This window comes from Streptomyces sp. DSM 41931, assembly GCF_050271085.1.
GTDB lineage: Bacteria > Actinomycetota > Actinomycetes > Streptomycetales > Streptomycetaceae > Streptomyces > Streptomyces albogriseolus.
The window spans coordinates 2,446,498-2,463,175 of sequence record NZ_CP189902.1 but is presented as its reverse complement, the minus strand read 5'-3'; the positions used below and the strand labels follow the sequence as shown (position 1 = coordinate 2,463,175).

The following is a 16,678-nucleotide window of genomic DNA, read 5'->3' as shown; positions in this document are numbered from 1 at the left end:
CCCTGCGGGGGCCAGCCTGAGCGCGGTCTGGCTGCCGTCCCGGGCCGGTTCCAGGGTGGACGGCATGGACATCAACACACACAAGCTCGTGGTCGTCGTCGGCAGCGTCCGTGAGGGACGGTTCGGTCCCGTGGTGGGCTCATGGGTCGCGGAGCAGGCCCGCGAGCACGGCGGATTCGACGTCGAGGTCGTCGACCTGGCCGAGCACGACATCCCCCTGGCCCTGCCGGACGCCTACCCGTCGGTGGCCGGCGCCTCCTACCCGCGCCCCGCCGCGATGGCCCCGCTCACGGCGGCGCTGGAGGGCGCGGACGCCTTCATCATGGTCACGCCGGAGTACAACCACAGCTACCCGGCCTCCCTCAAGGCCGCGATCGACTGGCACTACACCCAGTGGGCGGCCAAGCCCGTCGCGTTCGTCAGCTACGGCGGTGGGGCGGGCGGCCGGCACGCCGTCCTGCACCTGGAGAACGTGATGAGCGAGCTGCACGCGGTGACCATCCGCGACGGTCTCGCCTTCCCGCTGAACCGGGTCGCGTGGGCGGACGGCCGCCCCCAGGACACCGAGTCCGCGGGCTACGCGAAGAAGCTGCTGGACCAGCTCTCCTGGTGGGCGAGCGCCCTCCGCACGGCCCGGGAGACGGTGCCGTACCCGGCGTGACGGTGCCTGAGGGCGCAGAAGGGCGAGGACTCGTGGGAGCGTCCGGCCCGGCGGGGCGACATCAAGCCGGGAAGCGTCCGTCCTTGACCGCTGCGACGAACGACGTCCAGCCGGCCGGCGGGAAGACCACCGCCGGCCCCTCGGGGGCCTTGGAGTCGCGAACGGGGACACCGGCCGGGTGGCCGTCCAGGACCTCGATGCAGCTGCCGCCTTCGTTGCCGCTGTACGTCGACTTGCGCCAGCCGTGCAGGGACGAGGCGTTGGAGATGGTGGGTTCATTCACGGTGTTCGTAGTCCTTTGCTGTCGCCCTCAGCAGGGTCAGTGACTCCTTGAGCGGCATTGCGTCGCCTAGCGCGAGATCGTAGGTGCCCTCAAGGCGGTCGACCATGGCAGGGGAGTCGTGAATCTTGCCCACCTGGATGCCCTCGGAGTACGCCACCGGCGGCTGATCCTCGAACTTGAGCAGGGTGAGCATGCTCTGCATGAGCGCATGCACCCCCAGCCCGAAGGGCAACACGTGGACGCGCACGCGCCCTGAATCCACCAGCTTCACGATGTGCCGGAGTTGCTCCGCCATGACCTGCGGCCCGCCCACCGACCGGCGCAGCACAGCCTCGTCGAGCAGCGCCCACACTACGGGCGTCACCGGGTCCTCCAGGATCTTCGCCCGCTCCAGGCGTGTGACAACGAGCCTGTCACATTCCGCTTCACTCACCGGAGGGAACGACGTACTCAGAACCGCACGTGCGTACCTTTCCGTCTGGAGGATGCCGGGGACGAACGACAGGGCGAACTCCCTGATCATCGTCGCCTGCTGTTCGAGCTGAAGGGCCGCCTCGAAGTACCCCGCGACAGCGGTGTCGTCGTCCGGAAGGAAGCTGCTGAGCACATCGCCCGTGTTCAGCGCCCTGTCGAGGCGTCGCGCGTCCTCCTTGGACGGGGTGCGCCGGCCTGCCTCGATGTGCGCGATGTGCGAACGCGTCATGACGGCGGCCGTCGCCAGCTCCTGCTGCGTCAGCCCGGCCGCCTCTCGCTGCGCCTTCAACCACTCCCCATAGATGTTGCTCATCGTCAACTCCCGTGTGACAGATGCTTCGTCACATCCGACCCTCTGGCGAGCCTAGCCCGACCCGTCTCACTCTGTGAGTGGATCGCTACACAGCGATGTCCATGCACCTCGACCTGCCCTCGGGCACGGAAGACCCCCGCGACCGCTACCGACGGCCCGGGGGCATGGCCCTCAACCACAACGGAGTTGAAGACGTGTTGCACCGTATCGCCTGTCTTTTGGAGCCGCTGCTGGGGCTCCTGTGGCCCGCCTCCGGGCGCCATCGGCACCAGAACCGGCACCGCGCCGGGGGAGCGGCGCCCGCCCCCGCGCCGGCCGCCCCCCTCGCACCCGGCCGCCGCCCCTCCCCGCACGAGGCCCTCCTCCGCGGCGAGGACTCCCGGCTCGTCCGCCCCTACCTCCTCGCCCATGAACAGCGCGCGCAGGCCAGGCAGCAGCGCGCCCGGCGCCGGACCCTCTGGCTCGCCGTGCACGGCATCGACGTAGGGCCACGGCGTATTCACGGTGTCGACGTCGGCTCCCGCCGACCGCGGGGCAACGAGGTGACCGCCGCGTGATCTACGAGAGCCGAGACGTCGCCGCCACCCGGCCCCGCCTCCTCCCCTGGTCCAACCTCGACGGCAACCCCTGCTACCTGATCACCGACGACACCGGAACCGGCCGTATCTCCCGCCTCGCCGACGAGATCGAAGCCGTCCAGCTCGGCATGGCGGACGATCTTCTCGGCCACGCCGTCGATCTCCTGGGCGACACCAGGGCCACCGCGCCCCAGCTCCGTTACCTCGCCGCCTGCCTGGCCGAGGCGCTCCACGACGTGCACCGCATCGCCCGGAGCAGGGGAGCGCGTCTCCCCGTGCCCCACGGCGACGAGGAAGACCCTGCGGCCGGCCGTCCCTCTCCGCCTGAGGGAGGCCGGCCGACGTGAGCCCTACCAGATCGACTCGACCCACTCCGGGTGGTCGATGAACGGGTTCCGGTTGTGCTGGTAGGAGTCGTGGATGACGTCGTTGCGGTTCCTCTCGAACGCGCTCGGCGGGTCCTCCTGGTGCCACTGCTTCAGGACCGAGAGGCGGCCGTGGTACGGGTTGGTGCCGTTGGTGACGGAGTCGTTGGGCTCCAGGTCGGGCCAGCCGTCGGTGCCCTCGTAGCGGACCGCCATGTAGAGGATCATGCGGGCCACGTCGCCCTTGACGGCGTCGCGGGGCTCGAAGGAGTTCGAGTCGGTGAGGCTGCCGCCGCTGTTGGTGAACGAGCCGCCGCCGTTGTCGAAGTCCTTGTTGCCGCGGATGGAATTGACCTGCACGTCCTCGGGACGCAGATGGTGCAGGTCGGTGCCGGGGCCGGTGGAGGTCCCGAAGTCGCCGTGCGACTTGGCCCAGACGTGCTCGCGGTTCCAGTCGCCCACGTCACCGCCGTTGAGCGACTTGCTGCGGGAGATGCCCGAGTAGAGCAGGATCACGTTGTTGCTGTTGTTCGGATCCTGGTCGGTGACCTTCAGCGCCTCCCAGACCGCCGAGTACGACAGCTTCGTCTGGTCGCTGATGATCGTGTGCAGGGCGGACTTCAGGGCGGTGCCCGTCTTGCCGGCCGCGGCGTCGTAGTACGCCGGGTCGTAGGACGCCGCCGTCGTCGTCGTGACCGTCGTCGTGGCGGTCTCCGTCGCCGTGGCCGGGGTGGCGGTCGCGGCGGGGGCGGCGAGGCCGGCGAGCACGGCGGCCGTGGCGAGCGCCACCGCCTTGCGGCGCGGTATGCGTATGGCGAGCATGTGGGGTGTCCGATCTACGCGGGTTGCACAGAGGAGATACCCGAGAGAGTGGCATGGACATGCAGTCAACTGCGTGGAGACAGCGTGTCGATTGCGTGACGAGAGTTCGACGCCGTGGAGACGGCGCGCGCCCCTGAAATGTTGCGGAGGGATGAAATCCGCTTCCGCCGGCGTTGGAGCCTTGCGGAAGATCAGGACGATCGGAGGACACCGCGTGACAGCGCAACGGGGATGGGCACGACGACTGGCCGCCTACGCGTGGCGGCACCCCAGGAACGTCGTCCTGGCCCTCGGTTCGTCCCTCGCCGGCATGGCCGTGATGGCCCTGGTGCCGCTGATCACCAAGGTGATCATCGACGACGTGATCGGGGACAAGACCCGGGACATGGGCACCTGGGCCGGCCTGCTGGTCGGCGCCGCCCTCGCCGTCTACGTCCTCACCTACATCCGCCGCTACTACGGCGGAAAGCTCGCCCTCGACGTCCAGCACGACCTGCGCACCGAGATGTTCGGCTCCATCGCCCGGCTCGACGGCAGACGCCAGGACGAGCTGTCCACGGGGCAGGTCGTCGGCCGCGCCACCAGCGACCTCCAGCTCATCCAGGGCCTGCTCTTCATGCTGCCGATGACCATCGGCAACCTGCTGCTGTTCGTGATCTCCCTGGTGATCATGGCGTCGCTGTCCCTGCCGCTCACCGCGATCGCGCTCGCCGTGGCCCCCGCCCTGTGGTGGATCGCCAAGCGCAGCCGCACCCGGCTGCACCCCTCCACCTGGTACGCCCAGGCGCAGGCGGGCGCCGTCGCCGGGGTGGTCGACGGCGCGGTCAGCGGCGTCCGCGTGGTCAAGGGCTTCGGCCAGGAGGACCAGGAGACCGGCAAGCTCCGCGAGGTCGGCCGCCGGCTGTTCGCCGGACGCCTGCGCACCATCAAACTGAACTCCCGCTACACCCCCGCCCTCCAGTCCGTGCCCGCCCTCGGCCAGGTGGCGATGCTCGCCCTCGGCGGCTGGCTCGCGGTGCGCGGGCACATCACGCTGGGCACGTTCGTCGCCTTCTCCACCTACCTCGCCCAGCTCGTCGGCCCGGTCCGGATGCTCGCCGTCGTCCTCACCGTCGCCCAGCAGGCCCGCGCCGGCACCGAACGCGTCCTCGACCTGATCGACACCGAGCCGACCCTCACCGACGGCGCCAAGGAACTGCCCGCCGACGCCCCGGCGACCGTCGAGTTCGACGACGTCGCCTTCGGCTACGACCCCGGGCGGCCGGTCCTCGACGGCCTGTCCTTCGAGATCCGTCCCGGCGAGACCCTCGCCGTGGTCGGCTCCTCCGGCTCCGGCAAGTCCACCGTCTCCCTGCTGCTGCCGCGCTTCTACGACGTCACCCGCGGCGCCGTCCTGGTCGGCGGTCACGACGTCCGCGAGCTGACCACCGCCTCGCTGCGCGCCGCCATCGGCCTGGTCCCGGAGGACTCCTTCCTGTTCTCCGACACCGTGCGCAACAACATCGCGTACGGCCGCCCCGACGCCACCGACGAGCAGATCCGGGCCGCCGCCCACGCCGCCCAGGCCGACCGCTTCATCGACGAGCTGCCCGACGGCTACGACACCACCGTCGGCGAGCACGGCCTGACCCTCTCCGGCGGACAGCGCCAGCGCATCGCCCTGGCCCGCGCGATCCTCACCGACCCGCGCCTGCTGGTCCTGGACGACGCCACGTCCGCCGTGGACGCCCGCGTCGAGCACGAGATCCACGAGGCGCTGAAGAGCGTCATGCGGGGCCGCACCACGCTGCTGATCGCCCACCGCCGCTCCACCCTGAACCTCGCCGACCGCATCGCGGTCCTGGAGAACGGCCGCCTCGCCGCCCTCGGCACCCACGACGAGCTCCAGCGCCGCTCCCCGCTGTACCGGCGGCTGCTCACCGACCCCGACGAGCTGGGCGCCGTCTCCCCGGGCCACACCCCGCCCGCCGGGCCGCGCGAGGAGGACACCTCCGTCCGCGCCGAACTGGACGCCGAGTTCGACGCCGAGCGGGGCGTCACCCCCCGCCTGTGGACCGGCGACCGCGAGCCCAGGGACACCGCACTGGACGGCGCCCCGGCCACCCCGGAGCTGCTCGAACAGGTCGCCGCGCTGCCCCCGGCCGACGACGTCCCCGACGTCGACGAGGCCCGCGCCGTCCGCCCCGAGGACTCCTACGGCCTGCGCCGCCTGCTGCACGGCTTCCGCACGCCCCTGCTGATCAGTCTCGCCCTGGTCGCCGTGGACGCCGGGATGGGCCTGCTGCTGCCGATCCTGATCCGGCACGGCATCGACGAGGGCGTCACCCGCGCCGCCCAGACCGCGGTCTGGGCGGCCGCCCTGCTCGGCCTGCTCACCGTGCTCGCCCAGTGGGCGGCGCAGACCGGCGAGATCCGCATGACCGGGCGTACCGGCGAACGCGTGCTGTACACGCTGCGGCTGAAGATCTTCGCCCAGCTCCAGCGGCTCGGCCTCGACTTCTACGAGCGCGAGCTGACCGGCCGGATCATGACCCGGATGACCACGGACGTGGACGCGCTGTCCACGTTCCTCCAGACCGGCCTGGTCACCGCGTTCGTCTCGGTGGTCACCTTCTTCGGCATCATGGTCGCCCTGCTGGCCCTCGACATCGGCCTCGCCCTCGTCGTCTTCGCCACCCTGCCCCTCCTGATCGTCGCCACGTACTTCTTCCGCCGGGCCAGCGTGAAGGCGTACGAGCTGGCGCGGGAGCGGGTGTCGGTGGTCAACGCCGACCTCCAGGAGTCGGTCGCCGGGCTGCGGATCGTGCAGGCCTTCCGCCGCGAGGGGGACGGGGCCCGGCGGTTCGCCGAGCGCAGCGCCGCCTACCGCAGCGCCCGTATCCGCGGCCAGTGGCTGATCTCGGTGTACTTCCCGTTCGTGCAGCTGCTGTCCTCGGTCGCCGCGGCGGCGGTGCTCGTGGTGGGCGGCGGCCGGGTCGACGACGGCACGCTGGCCATCGGCTCCCTGGTCGCCTACCTGCTCTACATCGACCTGTTCTTCGCGCCCGTGCAGCAGCTCTCCCAGGTCTTCGACGGCTACCAGCAGGCGTCCGTCTCCCTCGGCCGGATCCAGGAGCTGCTGCGCGAGCCGGCCTCTACGAAGGCCCCCGAGAAGCCGCTCCCGGTGACGTCCCTGCGCGGCGAGATCGCCTTCGAGGACGTGCACTTCTCCTACGGCGACGGCGAGGAGGCGCTCACCGCCGTCGACCTGACCGTCCCGGCCGGGCAGACCGTCGCGTTCGTCGGCGAGACCGGTGCCGGCAAGTCCACCCTGGTCAAGCTGGTCGCCCGGTTCTACGACCCCACCTCGGGCCGGGTCACCGTCGACGGCACCGACCTGCGCGACCTGGACCTCACCGCGTACCGGCACCGGCTCGGCGTCGTACCGCAGGAGGCGTACCTCTTCCCCGGCACCGTCCGCGACGCCATCGCCTACGGCCGCCCCGACGCCACCGACGCCGAGGTGGAGGCCGCGGCCCGCGCGGTCGGCGCGCACGAGATGATCGCCACCCTGGACGGCGGCTATCTGCACGAGGTCGCCGAGCGCGGCCGCAACCTGTCGGCGGGCCAGCGCCAGCTGATCGCGCTCGCCCGCGCCGAACTCGTCGACCCGGACGTGCTGCTGCTCGACGAGGCCACCGCCGCCCTCGACCTCGCCACCGAGGCACAGGTCAACGCGGCCACCGACCGCCTGGCGGGCCGCCGCACCACGCTGGTCGTCGCCCACCGGCTGACCACCGCCGCCCGCGCGGACCGGGTGGTCGTCATGGACCACGGCCGGGTCGTGGAGGACGGCACCCACGAGGAACTGCTGCGCAAGGGCGGCCGGTACGCCGCGCTGTGGCGGACGTTCGTCGGCGAGGACGTACCGGCGCCGGCCTGATCCGGCCGTCCGCCGTCGGCGCACACCGGCCCGCGCAACCATGCGACCTACGCCGTGCGTCCGTACACGCGTACGCCGTCGGTTCCGGCGGGCGCGGTACGGGAGGACGACTGTGCGCAGTGGAGCGATACACCGGCGACTCGCGCCGGTTCTTGCGGTGCTGACCACGTCGGGGCTGCTCGCCCTGGCCGCACCGGCCCAGGAGGCGGAGGCGGCCGCGCTGTGTCCCGGACGCAAGGTGCGGACCCTGCCGTTCTCCACCGGGTCGGTGCTCGTCTACAAGCGCGGCGGGTACGTCTGCGCCGTCACCGTCGCCAAGAAGCAGGGCGTGAAGCGGAAGATGGCGGTGAGCGTGCGGGCGCGCGGCGGGCGGCCCGTGGTCGACGAGGGGCAGTTCGCCTACCACGCGGGCCCGGTGACCGTGCACGCCGGACGCCGCTGCGTCTGGGTCACCGGCCAGGTCGCGGCGGACTCCGTCAGCTCCGGCTGGATCCTCTGCTGACCCGCCCCCGCACGGCAGGCCGCACAGGGTTTTCCCTATGTCCCCTGGTGCGGTGAGGAGTTGGTCGAGTAGCTTCCGGCGCACATCTGTCTCACAGGGGAGTGCGCATGCGCAAGGCGCTCAGATGGCTGCTGGCGCTCACGGTGCTCATAGGCACACTGAGCACGGCCGGGGCGGCCACCGCCGCCGAGCCGGCCGCCACCGGCACCACTGACATCAAGGAGAGGCTGCTCGCGATCCCGGGCATGAGCCTCATCGAGGAGAAGCCGTACACCGGGTACCGCTTCTTCGTCCTGAACTACACCCAGCCGGTCGACCACCGCAGGCCCGCCAAGGGCACGTTCCAGCAGCGGATCACCGTGCTGCACAAGGACACCGCGCGGCCCACCGTCTTCTACACCGGCGGCTACAGCGTCTCCACGACGCCCCGCCGCGCCGAGCCGACCCAGATCGTGGACGGCAACCAGGTCTCCATGGAGTACCGCTTCTTCACCCCGTCCCGGCCCGAGCCGGCCGACTGGAGCAAGCTGGACATCTGGCAGGCCGCCAGCGACCAGCACCGCATCTTCACCGCGCTGAAGAAGATCTACGGCGAGAACTGGCTCTCCACGGGCGGCTCCAAGGGCGGCATGACCGCCACCTACTACGAGCGCTTCTACCCGAAGGACATGGACGGCGTCGTCGCCTACGTCGCCCCCAACGACGTGGTGAACAAGGAGGACTCCGCCTACGACCGGTTCTTCCGCACCGTCGGCACCCAGGAGTGCCGCGACCGGCTGAACGGCGTGCAGCGCGAGGCGCTGGTGCGCCGCGCCCCGCTGGAGAAGAAGTACGCCGCCCACGCCGCCGAGAACGGCTACACCTTCGACACCATCGGCAGCCTGGACCGCGCCTACGAGGCGGTCGTCCTGGACTACGTGTGGGGCTTCTGGCAGTACAGCACCGTCGCCGACTGCCAGGACATCCCGGCGGACGCCAAGAACGCGACGGACGACGAGATCTGGAACTCCGTCGACACGATCTCCGGCTTCTCGTTCTACACGGACCAGGGCCTGAGCCCGTACACGCCGTACTACTACCAGGCCGGCACGCAGCTGGGCGCGCCGACCATCCACTTCCCGCACATCGAGAAGCAGTACGTCCGCTACGGCTACCAGCCGCCGCGCAACTTCGTGCCGCGCTCCATCGACATGACGTTCCAGCCGTACGCCATGCGGGACGTCGACACCTGGGTCCGCCACAACGCCCGGCAGATGCTGTTCGTGTACGGCGAGAACGACCCGTGGGGCGCCGAGCCGTTCCGTCTCGGCAAGGGCGCGCGCGACTCGTATGTGTTCACCGCGCCCGGCATGAACCACGGCGCGAACGTGGCCGGCCTGGTCGAGAAGGAGAAGGCGCTGGCCACCGCCCGCATCCTGGAGTGGGCGGGCGTCGCCCCGAACGCCGTCCAGGCGAACCCGGCGGCCGCCAGGCCGCTGGCGAAGTTCGACGCGAAGCTCGACAAGCGGGACGTCGAACCGCGGCACGCGCTGCGTCCGTGAGGCCGGGGCGGGGTCACACCGGGACGGCGCAGCCGACCGGCGCGGCCCCGCCCAGCCGGACGTAGAGGGCCGTGGACGCCGGGCACCGAGCCCTGGTGTCCACGGCCTTCGTCACCGTGAACTCCGGCCTCCGGGGCCCGCTTCCGTCGCAGGCGGTCTCCCGGACCCTGCCGCCGTCGAGGGCGTACACGCAGTCGCCGACGACGGTGCGCGGTCCGCCCCCGCCGCCCGGGTCGCCCGGGTGCGGCGGCTGGAGGTTCCGCACGCAGGCGAATCCGCGCGGCACCATCCCGTCGCCGTCCTCGTCGGCGGCGGGCCACTGCTCGCTGATGTGCAGCACGAAGTCGGTGGTGGGCGGACACGGCGGGCCGTCGCGCGCGGTGCCGTCGTGCCGGGCCGTCACCCGGGCCGCCGCGCGCTCGCTCGCGCAGGACACCTCGGTGAAGCTGGTGCGCCCGAAGGAGCTGCACTCGCCGACGTCCAGGAACACCGCCCCGTACCCCGACGGCCGCACCGGCGACGCCACGGCCGCCGTCCCGCCCGCCCCGTCCGCCGGCGCCTCCCGGCACCCGGCGAGCAGCACGAGGCCCGCCAGGGCCCCCACGGCCCCCGGCCGCCATCCGCACACCCGCATCGTCGCCCCCCCCCGGAAGATCACCGGCTCCAGCCTGACCGCCCGCCGCCCGGACACGCCAGACAAGTGGGGTCGTTTGCGCATATGGGGTGCGATGGGTCGGGCGGGTGACGTAGGGGGGTTACGCCCGGCCGGGGAGACGCCGTGACCGCGGGTGACCAGGGCGCCTCGTCCGGACCGTCCAGGGGCCACGGTCCGGACGGGGCACGCCCGGTGTCAGTACGTCAGCCCGTGCCCCACCGGGTACAGCACCGCCGTCGGGTCGTCGGCGCGCTGGACCGGGACCGGGAGCGTGCCGCGGGGGCGGACCGTGCCGGCGATCGCGCGGGCCGCCGCGCGGAGTTCGACGTCGGTCCAGGAGTACGACGCCAGGCAGGCGCGCACGCCCGGCAGATGGGCCACGTCGTACGGGTTGCGGATCGCCACCGCGACGACCGGCTTCCCGGTCGCCAGCAGCCGCTCGACGAGCGTCCTCTGGCTGCTGGAGGCGGTGACGTTGTACGTCCCCGCGACCACCGCGTCCGCGTCCTGGGCGGCCGCCACGGCCTTGGCGACGGTCGCCGCGGAGGGCGCCGTGCCGGTGGACAGGGCGGTCGCGGTGAAGCCCAGCTCGGTCAGGGCGCCCGCCAGCACCCCGGTGGGCGGGCCCGTGGTGCCGGACGGGGACGCCGGGTCGGCGCCGACCACCAGCACCTTGGGCGTGCGGCGGCGGGACAGCGGCAGCAGCCCGCCTTCGTTGACCAGCAGGGTGGTGCCGTGCTCGGCGATCCGGTCGGCGGCGGCCAGGTGCGACCGGGTGCCGACCACGCGGTCCACGCCCGCGTGGCTGACGTACGGGTCGTCGAAGAGGCCCAGGCGGGCCTTCAGGCGCAGCACGCGCAGGATCGATTCGTCGAGGCGGGCCTCGGTCAGCTCGCCGTCCCGCACCGCCTGGAGCACCGCGTTCCACGCGACGTCCAGGGACGGCGGGTTGAGCAGCTGGTCCACGCCCGCCTTCAGCGCCAGCACCGGCACCCGGTCGTCGCCGTACTTGGTGCGGACGCCCTCCATGCCGAGGGAGTCGGTCACCACGACGCCGTCGTAGCCGAGCTCCTCGCGCAGGATGCCGGTGAGGATCGGGTGGGACAGCGTGGCCGGGTCCTCGGCGGCGTCGAGCGCCGGGACGACGATGTGCGCGGTCATGATCGAGTCGATGCCCGCGGCGATCGCCGCGCGGAACGGCGGCGCGTCCAGCTCCTCCCACTGCTCGCGGGTGTGGTGGATCCACGGCAGGTCCTCGTGGCTGTCCGTGATCGTGTCGCCGTGCCCGGGGAAGTGCTTGGCGGTGGCCGCCACGCCGGACGACTCGTAGCCCCGCACCTCCGCCGCGACCAGCTCGGCGACCGCGTCCGGGTCGGAGCCGAAGGAGCGCACGCCGATGACCGGGTTGGCCGGGTTGACGTTCACGTCGGCGACGGGGGAGTAGTTCTGACGGATGCCCAGGGCGCGCAGCTCACGCCCCGCGATCCGGCCCAGGGTGCGCGCGTCGGACCGCGACCCGCCCGCGCCGACGTTCATCGCTCCCGGCATCAGCGTCGCGGGCTCGCCCACCCGGGCCACGATGCCGTGCTCCTGGTCGGTCGAGATCAGCACGGGCAGACCCCGCGGCAGACCGAGGGAGGCCTTCTGGATGCCGTTGGACAGGCCGGCGATCTGGTGCGGGTCGCGGGTGTTGTGCGCCCAGGCGAAGTAGATGATGCCGCCGACCCGGTACTTGGCGACCAGCTCGGCGGCCGTGCGCACCCCGATCTCGGACAGGTTGGCGTCGACGTCCGCCTGGTCGGGGTCGGTGGCGGAGTGGCCGTAGACCCGCATCACGAAGAGCTGGCCGACCTTCTCCTCCAGCGTCATACGGGAGATGAGGGCGCGCAGCTTGCGGTCGTCGGGACGGTGTGCGCCGGTGGCCGCGTGGACCGTGCCGCCGGCCGCCAGGACGGAGGTGACGCCCGCCGTCGCGGCGAGGACGGTACGTCTGGACGGACGGGCGGTGCTTGCCGTGCTTCCGGGGCTGCTGTCGGGCACGTGCGCTCCTTTGGGAGGTGATCCGCGGAGGGCCGGGGATCCGCTGAAGGAAACTGCCAGGAGGTCACCAATATCCGGGAAGTTTCTGCCAGTCAAGGGCATGTGCAGCATCCGGAGGGGGCCGAGGGGGCCGCCGTCGGCGCGGCGGGAGGGGGCGGCGCCGACGGCGGCGGGCCGCCGGCCGGGGCGCGGCGCCGAGGGGGACGGCGGCCGCGGCCGGCGCGAGGAGCCGGTACGGCGTTCCCGCGGGCTCGCCCGGCAGCCCGGCGGTGGGACGTACGGGGGCGGCGACGGGTTCCGCCCCGTGTGCGAGGGCGTTGTCGTCGTAGGCGTTCCTTGGCCGTCCGGTGTCAGCGGGGGCCGTGCGCCGACACCGCCGGCCAGTGCGCGACCAGGGTGCGGACCGTCTCCGCGATCGCCGGACGGCGCGCCGCACCGGTGCGCCACAGCGCGTACAGCCGCCGTACGGGCATCGGGTCGAGCGGCACCTCGACGACCCCGGCAGGCAGCGGACCGCGCCCCAGCCGGGGGATCAGCGCGATGCCCAGACCGGCCGCGACCAGGGCGACCAGGGTCGGGTTCTCGTCGGCCATGTGCACGATCTCCGGCTCGTGCCCGGCCGCCCGCAGGGTCCGCACCAGCCACTCGTGGCAGACCCGTCCCGGCGGCTGGCAGATCCACCGCTCCCCGGCCAGCTCCTCCCGCCGTACGCCCGTCCGCCCCGCGAACCGGTGCCCCTCGGGCACCAGCAGGTCGCACAGGTCGTCCCCGATCACCGTCTGCTCCACGTTCGCCGGGGCGGGCAGCGGCGCGATGTCCCAGTCGTGCGCGACCACCAGATCGACCGCGCCCTTGGCGACGAGGTCCACGGACAGATGCGGGTCCACCTCGGTGAGCCGGGTGTCCAGCGCGGGGTGCCGGCGGGCCAGGTCGGCCAGCACCGGCGGCATCAGCCCGCGCGCGGCCGACGCGAACGCGGCGACGGTGAGCCGCCCGGACGGCACCCCGCGCCGCTCCTCCAGCTCCGTCTCCGCGCGCTCCACGATGGCGATCAGCTCCCGAGCGGCGCGCACCAGCTGATGCGCCTCGTCGGTGAGCCGCACGCCCCGGCCCTCGCGCTCCAGCAGCACGGTCCGCGTCTCCCGCTCCAGCTTGGCGATCTGCTGCGAGACGGCGGACGAGGTGTAGCCGAGCGCCGAGGCGGCGGCGCCGACGGTGCCGTGCACGGACACGGCGTGCAGGGCGCGCAGACGCTGGAGATCGAGCATGACCGCTCCTGGAATCGGTTAGCGATGCTTCATCCAACCATGCAGAGATCGTCGCTGGTGCTGAAGTGTCGTCTCCGGTGATGCTCGACGCATGCGACCTGCACACGTCCTTCTCGCCGTCCTCGTCGCCGCCGTGTGGGGAGTGAACTTCACGGTCATCGAGGTCGGCCTCGACCACTTCCCGCCGCTGCTCTTCTCCGCGCTGCGCTTCCTGGTCGCGGCCCTGCCCGCGGTGTTCCTCGTCGGCCCGCCGAAGGTCGCCTGGAAGTGGATCGTGGGGGTGGGACTGGCCCTGGGGGTCGCCAAGTTCGGCCTGCTGTTCATCGGCATGGACGTCGGCATGCCGGGCGGCCTGTCCTCCCTGGTCCTCCAGATCCAGGCGGTGTTCACGGCCCTGTTCGCCGTCGCGCTCCTCGGCGAACGCCCCACCCGGGTCCGGGTGGCGGGCATGGCGGTGGCGCTGGCCGGCATCGGCGTGGCGGCGGTCGACGAGGGCGCCTCGGGCCCGCTGACGGGCTTCGCCCTCGTCGTCGCCGCGGCGGCCTGCTGGGGCGTCTCCAACATCCTCACCCGCAAGGCGTCGCCCCCCGACGCCCTCAACTTCATGGTCTGGGTCAGCACGGTCCCGGTGCTCCCGCTGCTCGCCCTCTCCCTGCTGCTGGAGGGCTGGTCGGCGGACCTGGCGGCGCTGCGCTCCCTGGACTGGCCGGGCGCGGGCACGGTCCTCTACGTCGCCTGGGGCGCGACGGTCTTCGGCTTCGGCGCCTGGGGCTGGCTCCTCCACCGCCACCCCGCCTCCACGGTCGCCCCGTTCTCCCTCCTGGTCCCGGTGTTCGGCATGACGTCGGCGGCGCTGTTCCTGGGTGAATCCCTCACCCCGCTCCGGTGGTGCGCGGCGGCGCTGCTGGTGGGCGGGGTGGCGTTGACCTCCCTCACCCCCAGCAGGCCCCGCCCCAAGACACCGGCGCTGACAACCCCCTAGGGGCGCGGGGAACTGCGCGCTCACCCCCCACCCACCCGCACCCGCCCGACGAGGGCACCACCCCATCCCCCGTGAGAGCTACAGCAGTTGTCCATCCAGGGGTGATCCCCCACCACCCCCGGATTCCTAGCGTGGTCCCCAGGTCGCCAAAGGCGCGACCACACCAGGGGAGGCCGCGATGGAAGCGACGAAAGAACCCACGAAGCGCGGCCGCGCAGGCCGCCTCACCCGCACCCCGCTCGGCTGGATGCTCACCGGCATGGCCGCCGTCGGCCTGGTCTCCGCCCTCACGGCGACCGGCCCCGGCCCCGTGCCGCTCCTGGGCGCGGCCGCCGCGATCGCCGTGTACGCGTGGGTGACGCGCCGCGTGGCGCAGCGCCCCGCCCCGGAGATCGCCCGGTCCGGCGCCGGCCGTGAGACCCTGCGCGGCGCCGCCGTCGGCCTGGGCTTCATCCTTCTCTCCGCCCTCCTGATCACGGCGTTCGGCGGCTACTCGTTCTCCTGGGCCGGCGACGGCGTCCTGAAGGTCGTGTGGGCGGCGGTCGTGGTGCAGGCCGGCGCCGCGGTCACCGAGGAACTGCTGTTCCGCGGTCTCGCCCTGCAAGCGCTGGAGCAGCTGTGGGGCAGCCGCGCCGCCGTCGCCGTCACGTCCCTCTTCTTCGGCGTCGCCCATCTGGGCGCCGAGGGCGCGACCCCGTGGAGCGGACTCGCGATCGCCGTGGAGGCGGGCGTCCTGCTCGGAGCCGCGTTCCTGTGGCGGCGTAGCATCTGGTTCGTCGTGGGTCTGCACTTCGCCTGGAACACCACGGAGCAGCTGCTCGGCATCCCGGTCTCCGGGCACACCCCCGACGGCCTGTTCACCGTCGACGTCCACGGCTCCGCCGTCCTGACCGGCGGCGGCTTCGGCCTGGAGGCGTCGCTCGTGCCCGTCCTCATCAGTGTGGCCCTCGCCGTCCCCATGCTCGTCCTCGCCCACCGTGACGGCCGGGTCAGGACCCGCCACGACGCGCGCCGCTGACACCGGCCGACGGGAGAGGACACGCACCATGACAGACCCTCGGACACTCCGGAGCCACCCTTTCCTCCGCGCCGCGCTCGACCGGTGGCAGGAGCGGGACGCCCTCTTCAAGGACGGCGTCCTCGCCCTGACGCTCACCGCGCTCGCCTTCGTACCGACCCTGTCCGGCGTCGGCGCGCAGATCGGCGATCTGCCCGAGCGCCCGCCGGACGCGCTGGGCGCCGCCCTCGTCCTGGCGCAGACCCTGCCGCTCGCGGCCCGCCGCAGGGCGCCCGCGGCCTGTCTCGCCGTCGTGGCGGGCGCGTTCGCCGCGCACCAGGCGCTGGGCTACGCGACGACGTTCGCGAGCGTGGGCCTGTACCTGGCCCTGTACTCCACCGGTGCCCACCAGGTGCGTTTCCGCCGCGGTCTGGCCGCCGTGACGGGCGTGGGGTACGCCGCGCTCGCCGTCGTCCTGGACCGCCTCGGCTCACCGCAGGACGTACCGGACTATCTCGCGTTCGGGCTGATCCTGGCCGCCGTACGGCAGGTGGGGAGCACGGTGCGCGGACGGCGCACCGAGGAGGCGGAGCGGCGGCGGCTGGCCGCGGAGGCGGCGACGGCCGCCGAACGGGCGCGGATCGCCCGCGAGCTGCACGACGTGGTCACCCACCATGTGACGGCCATGGTGGTCCAGGCCGACGCGGCGCAGTTCCTGCTGACGTCCGCGCCGGAACGCGCCGGCGAGGGACTGGCGGCCGTCAGCGACACCGGCCGCCGGGCGCTGACCGAACTGCGGTACCTGCTCGGCGTCCTGGAGGCGACCGGCGAGGCGGCGTCCGCCGACCTGGAACGCACGGGCGGCCGGTCGCCCGCCCTGGGACGGGTGGGCGACCTGGTCCAGCAGGCGCGCAGCTCGGGCCAGCCGGTCGAGTTCGCCGAGCACGGCGAGCGGCGGCAGCGGAGCGTGGACGTGGAGCTGGCCGCGTACCGGGTGGTGCAGGAGGCGCTCACCAACGCCCTGAAGTACGCGGCGGGGCAATCCACACGGGTCGTGCTCCGGCACGGCGGGGACCACATCGGCGTCGAGGTGACCACCGACGGACCGGCCGGCGTGCCGGCACCGCGGAGGCCGGACCTGGCGGGCGGACGCGGGCTGGCCGGACTGCGTGCACGGGTGCGGATGCTCGATGGTGAACTGGAGGCCGGTCCCCGGCCCGAGGGCGGGTTCGAGGTCCGCGCCACGATCCCGTCCCAGCCCGTTCAGGAGTGACC

General features: G+C 72.8%; 15 protein-coding genes. 9 read left to right on the top strand and 6 right to left on the bottom strand.

Going from position 1 to position 16,678, the window contains the following annotated elements:
* The first annotated feature begins 64 nt into the window (after window positions 1–64).
* Complete coding sequence (locus tag ACP7TJ_RS11415) at window positions 65–661, top strand: NADPH-dependent FMN reductase (protein WP_425935202.1); 597 nt, start codon at window positions 65–67, stop codon at window positions 659–661.
* 61 nt (window positions 662–722) lie between these two features.
* On the opposite strand, the gene ACP7TJ_RS11410 is transcribed toward ACP7TJ_RS11415, so the two are convergent.
* Both ACP7TJ_RS11410 and ACP7TJ_RS11405 read right to left on the bottom strand, forming a co-directional pair.
* Window positions 723–944: a DUF397 domain-containing protein gene (locus ACP7TJ_RS11410; protein ID WP_427763031.1), complete on the bottom strand. Its 222-nt coding sequence runs from the start codon at window positions 942–944 to the stop codon at window positions 723–725.
* Window positions 937–1,731, bottom strand: coding sequence for a helix-turn-helix domain-containing protein (locus ACP7TJ_RS11405; RefSeq protein ID WP_093767234.1), 795 nt, complete (start codon window positions 1,729–1,731; stop codon window positions 937–939). Before ACP7TJ_RS11405 ends, ACP7TJ_RS11410 begins: the two co-directional genes overlap by 8 nt.
* Window positions 1,732–1,808: 77 nt before the next feature.
* Here ACP7TJ_RS11405 and ACP7TJ_RS11400 point away from each other — a divergent pair, with 77 nt between their 5' ends.
* A complete protein-coding gene (locus tag ACP7TJ_RS11400) occupies window positions 1,809–2,288 on the top strand; it encodes a hypothetical protein (RefSeq protein ID WP_427763029.1) in 480 nt (159 codons plus the stop codon).
* On the top strand, window positions 2,285–2,656 hold the full coding sequence (locus tag ACP7TJ_RS11395) for a hypothetical protein (protein ID WP_427763027.1): 372 nt from the start codon (window positions 2,285–2,287) through the stop codon (window positions 2,654–2,656). Before ACP7TJ_RS11400 ends, ACP7TJ_RS11395 begins: the two co-directional genes overlap by 4 nt.
* 3 nt (window positions 2,657–2,659) lie before the next feature.
* Here ACP7TJ_RS11395 and ACP7TJ_RS11390 read toward each other — a convergent pair whose 3' ends face one another.
* The gene (locus ACP7TJ_RS11390) at window positions 2,660–3,496 is read right to left on the bottom strand and encodes an endonuclease I family protein (RefSeq protein WP_425821616.1); all 837 of its coding nucleotides are present in this window, start codon (window positions 3,494–3,496) and stop codon (window positions 2,660–2,662) included.
* A 214-nt stretch (window positions 3,497–3,710) separates the two neighbouring features.
* On the opposite strand from ACP7TJ_RS11390, the gene ACP7TJ_RS11385 reads away from it, so the two are divergent.
* The 3 genes from ACP7TJ_RS11385 to ACP7TJ_RS11375 all read left to right on the top strand — a co-directional run bounded on the left by ACP7TJ_RS11385 (window position 3,711) and on the right by ACP7TJ_RS11375 (window position 9,461).
* A complete protein-coding gene (locus ACP7TJ_RS11385) occupies window positions 3,711–7,418 on the top strand; it encodes an ABC transporter ATP-binding protein (protein WP_193458887.1) in 3,708 nt (1,235 codons plus the stop codon).
* A 112-nt stretch (window positions 7,419–7,530) separates the two neighbouring features.
* Complete coding sequence (locus ACP7TJ_RS11380) at window positions 7,531–7,920, top strand: hypothetical protein (protein WP_093767239.1); 390 nt, start codon at window positions 7,531–7,533, stop codon at window positions 7,918–7,920.
* Between the two features lie 107 nt (window positions 7,921–8,027).
* Window positions 8,028–9,461 carry a S28 family serine protease gene (locus tag ACP7TJ_RS11375; protein ID WP_093767240.1) on the top strand — a complete coding sequence of 478 codons (1,434 nt, stop codon included), beginning with the start codon at window positions 8,028–8,030 and terminating at the stop codon, window positions 9,459–9,461.
* Window positions 9,462–9,474: 13 nt separating this feature from the next.
* On the opposite strand, the gene ACP7TJ_RS11370 is transcribed toward ACP7TJ_RS11375, so the two are convergent.
* The 3 genes from ACP7TJ_RS11370 to ACP7TJ_RS11360 form a co-directional block, all read right to left on the bottom strand.
* On the bottom strand, window positions 9,475–10,095 hold the full coding sequence (locus tag ACP7TJ_RS11370) for a hypothetical protein (protein WP_228916892.1): 621 nt from the start codon (window positions 10,093–10,095) through the stop codon (window positions 9,475–9,477).
* 216 nt (window positions 10,096–10,311) lie between these two features.
* Window positions 10,312–12,156, bottom strand: coding sequence for a glycoside hydrolase family 3 protein (locus tag ACP7TJ_RS11365; protein WP_427763024.1), 1,845 nt, complete (start codon window positions 12,154–12,156; stop codon window positions 10,312–10,314).
* Window positions 12,157–12,506: 350 nt separating this feature from the next.
* Window positions 12,507–13,424, bottom strand: coding sequence for a LysR family transcriptional regulator (locus ACP7TJ_RS11360; protein ID WP_367451144.1), 918 nt, complete (start codon window positions 13,422–13,424; stop codon window positions 12,507–12,509).
* Window positions 13,425–13,515: 91 nt separating this feature from the next.
* Between ACP7TJ_RS11360 and ACP7TJ_RS11355 the strand changes: the two genes are divergently transcribed.
* From ACP7TJ_RS11355 to ACP7TJ_RS11345, 3 genes are all read left to right on the top strand, one after another.
* On the top strand, window positions 13,516–14,406 hold the full coding sequence (locus ACP7TJ_RS11355) for an EamA family transporter (RefSeq protein WP_189909843.1): 891 nt from the start codon (window positions 13,516–13,518) through the stop codon (window positions 14,404–14,406).
* A gap of 178 nt (window positions 14,407–14,584) precedes the next feature.
* Entirely contained in the window at window positions 14,585–15,424 is an 840-nt protein-coding gene (locus tag ACP7TJ_RS11350) for a CPBP family intramembrane glutamic endopeptidase (RefSeq protein ID WP_189909841.1), read from the top strand.
* 28 nt (window positions 15,425–15,452) lie between these two features.
* Window positions 15,453–16,676, top strand: coding sequence for a sensor histidine kinase (locus ACP7TJ_RS11345; protein WP_427763021.1), 1,224 nt, complete (start codon window positions 15,453–15,455; stop codon window positions 16,674–16,676).
* Window positions 16,677–16,678 lie beyond the last annotated feature (2 nt).

Excerpts from the sequence above, each read along its gene's own strand:
- ACP7TJ_RS11415 (WP_425935202.1), top strand. The coding sequence starts at position 65 with ATGGACATCAACACACACAAGCTCGTGGTCGTCGTCGGCAGCGTCCGT.
- ACP7TJ_RS11405 (WP_093767234.1), bottom strand. The coding sequence starts at position 1,731 with ATGAGCAACATCTATGGGGAGTGGTTGAAGGCGCAGCGAGAGGCGGCC.
- ACP7TJ_RS11390 (WP_425821616.1), bottom strand. The coding sequence starts at position 3,496 with ATGCTCGCCATACGCATACCGCGCCGCAAGGCGGTGGCGCTCGCCACG.
- ACP7TJ_RS11375 (WP_093767240.1), top strand. The coding sequence starts at position 8,028 with ATGCGCAAGGCGCTCAGATGGCTGCTGGCGCTCACGGTGCTCATAGGC.
- ACP7TJ_RS11370 (WP_228916892.1), bottom strand. The coding sequence starts at position 10,095 with ATGCGGGTGTGCGGATGGCGGCCGGGGGCCGTGGGGGCCCTGGCGGGC.
- ACP7TJ_RS11360 (WP_367451144.1), bottom strand. The coding sequence starts at position 13,424 with ATGCTCGATCTCCAGCGTCTGCGCGCCCTGCACGCCGTGTCCGTGCAC.
- ACP7TJ_RS11355 (WP_189909843.1), top strand. The coding sequence starts at position 13,516 with ATGCGACCTGCACACGTCCTTCTCGCCGTCCTCGTCGCCGCCGTGTGG.
- ACP7TJ_RS11350 (WP_189909841.1), top strand. The coding sequence starts at position 14,585 with ATGGAAGCGACGAAAGAACCCACGAAGCGCGGCCGCGCAGGCCGCCTC.
- ACP7TJ_RS11345 (WP_427763021.1), top strand. The coding sequence starts at position 15,453 with ATGACAGACCCTCGGACACTCCGGAGCCACCCTTTCCTCCGCGCCGCG.